Annotated in this window: 2 protein-coding genes; both read right to left on the reverse strand. The window is 36.6% G+C overall.

Translation table 11 applies throughout. The features are described 5' to 3' along the window. Positions 1–131: 131 nt before the first annotated feature. Positions 132–617, reverse strand: a complete 486-nt coding sequence (locus FTT73_RS16140) for a hypothetical protein (RefSeq protein ID WP_006581703.1) — start codon at positions 615–617, stop codon at positions 132–134. A 37-nt stretch (positions 618–654) separates the two neighbouring features. After that, positions 655–903 carry a phenol hydroxylase subunit gene (locus FTT73_RS16145; protein WP_006581702.1) on the reverse strand — a complete coding sequence of 83 codons (249 nt, stop codon included), beginning with the start codon at positions 901–903 and terminating at the stop codon, positions 655–657. Positions 904–1,151: the final 248 nt, after the last annotated feature.

A 1,151-nucleotide genomic window follows, 5' to 3' on the forward strand; every position in this document is an offset into this window, starting at 1 on the left:
AAAGGGAATCCCCAGGCGAGTAACCTGTTTGCGGTGATCCATTAGCTGCAGGAGCAGAAGAGCATACATCTGGAAGCAAAGCCAGGAAAGCGGCCTATGGAGCTGTGCGGCAGCGCTCAGTAGGCAATTTTTCAAAATATTGTTAAGCCTTTTCTGAGCATGGTATTTTTCATGGTATTACCAATTAGCAGGAAAATAAGCCATTGAATATAAAAGATAAAAATGTCTTGTTTACAATAAAGTGGGAGTAGTAATTTCGTTACTTTGTTTAGAATTTCTTCAGAAATATTTCTTAATAAATCGTGTTTTTCAACAAGCGTAAAATTACTTTCTAAAATCTCTTGTTGTTTAGCTCGAGTTTGGGTATAAGCCCCATAATAAAATTGACGAGGATCTTTAAGCACGTACCAATCTTTCATTTGGATTACAGTACGGCCCTTATCGTAAAGATCAAATTCAGGCTGCCATAAAGGTTTGTAATGAAAATTAATTTCTTCCTGAATATCGTAGGTCGCTTCTTGATAACGTGAAGCTGGTTTATCACCAAATCTTTTTTCAATATAAGCATAAGTATTTCTTAAAGGCTTAACTGAAGATGTTTTAATATCAATTTGCATATAAATCTTCCTGATTTTTTAATAAAGACTAGAGTTTTTATTCTCTAATACCGGCCTGTCCAAATCGCCACTTCATGCGGTCATATTCAATCTTTGCAAAATCATCCGTACTTAGGTGCTGTACTTGATGGTGTGCGCAGAATTCTTCAAAAGCCTTGACTGGCATAATCATTTCTACAGCTAACTCTGGATCACCTATCGAAAATTCAAATTCGATATATTTGTCACGCTGAGTCCCTGTAACATGAATAAAGCAAGGAGGCTGTTCTACATTGAGTTGCTGCATACCAAAATCCTCATATTCTCCATAAGATTATTGCAACTTGCATGCCAATTTTATTTATTATTATTTTTCAAATATTTATGATTTTCTCTTTTTTATTTCATACAATGTTCTTTATCAAATTGGGGTCGTTTGCGGGAGAGGGCGAAATCCTACGCTAAGGCTTTGGCCAACGATATTCTCCGGTAAGATTGATGTGTTCCCAGGGGATAGGAGAAGTCGCTTGATATCTAGTATGACGTCTGTCGCAC

The organism is Acinetobacter sp. YH01006, assembly GCF_013420445.1.
Taxonomy (GTDB): Bacteria; Pseudomonadota; Gammaproteobacteria; order Pseudomonadales; family Moraxellaceae; genus Acinetobacter; species Acinetobacter pseudolwoffii.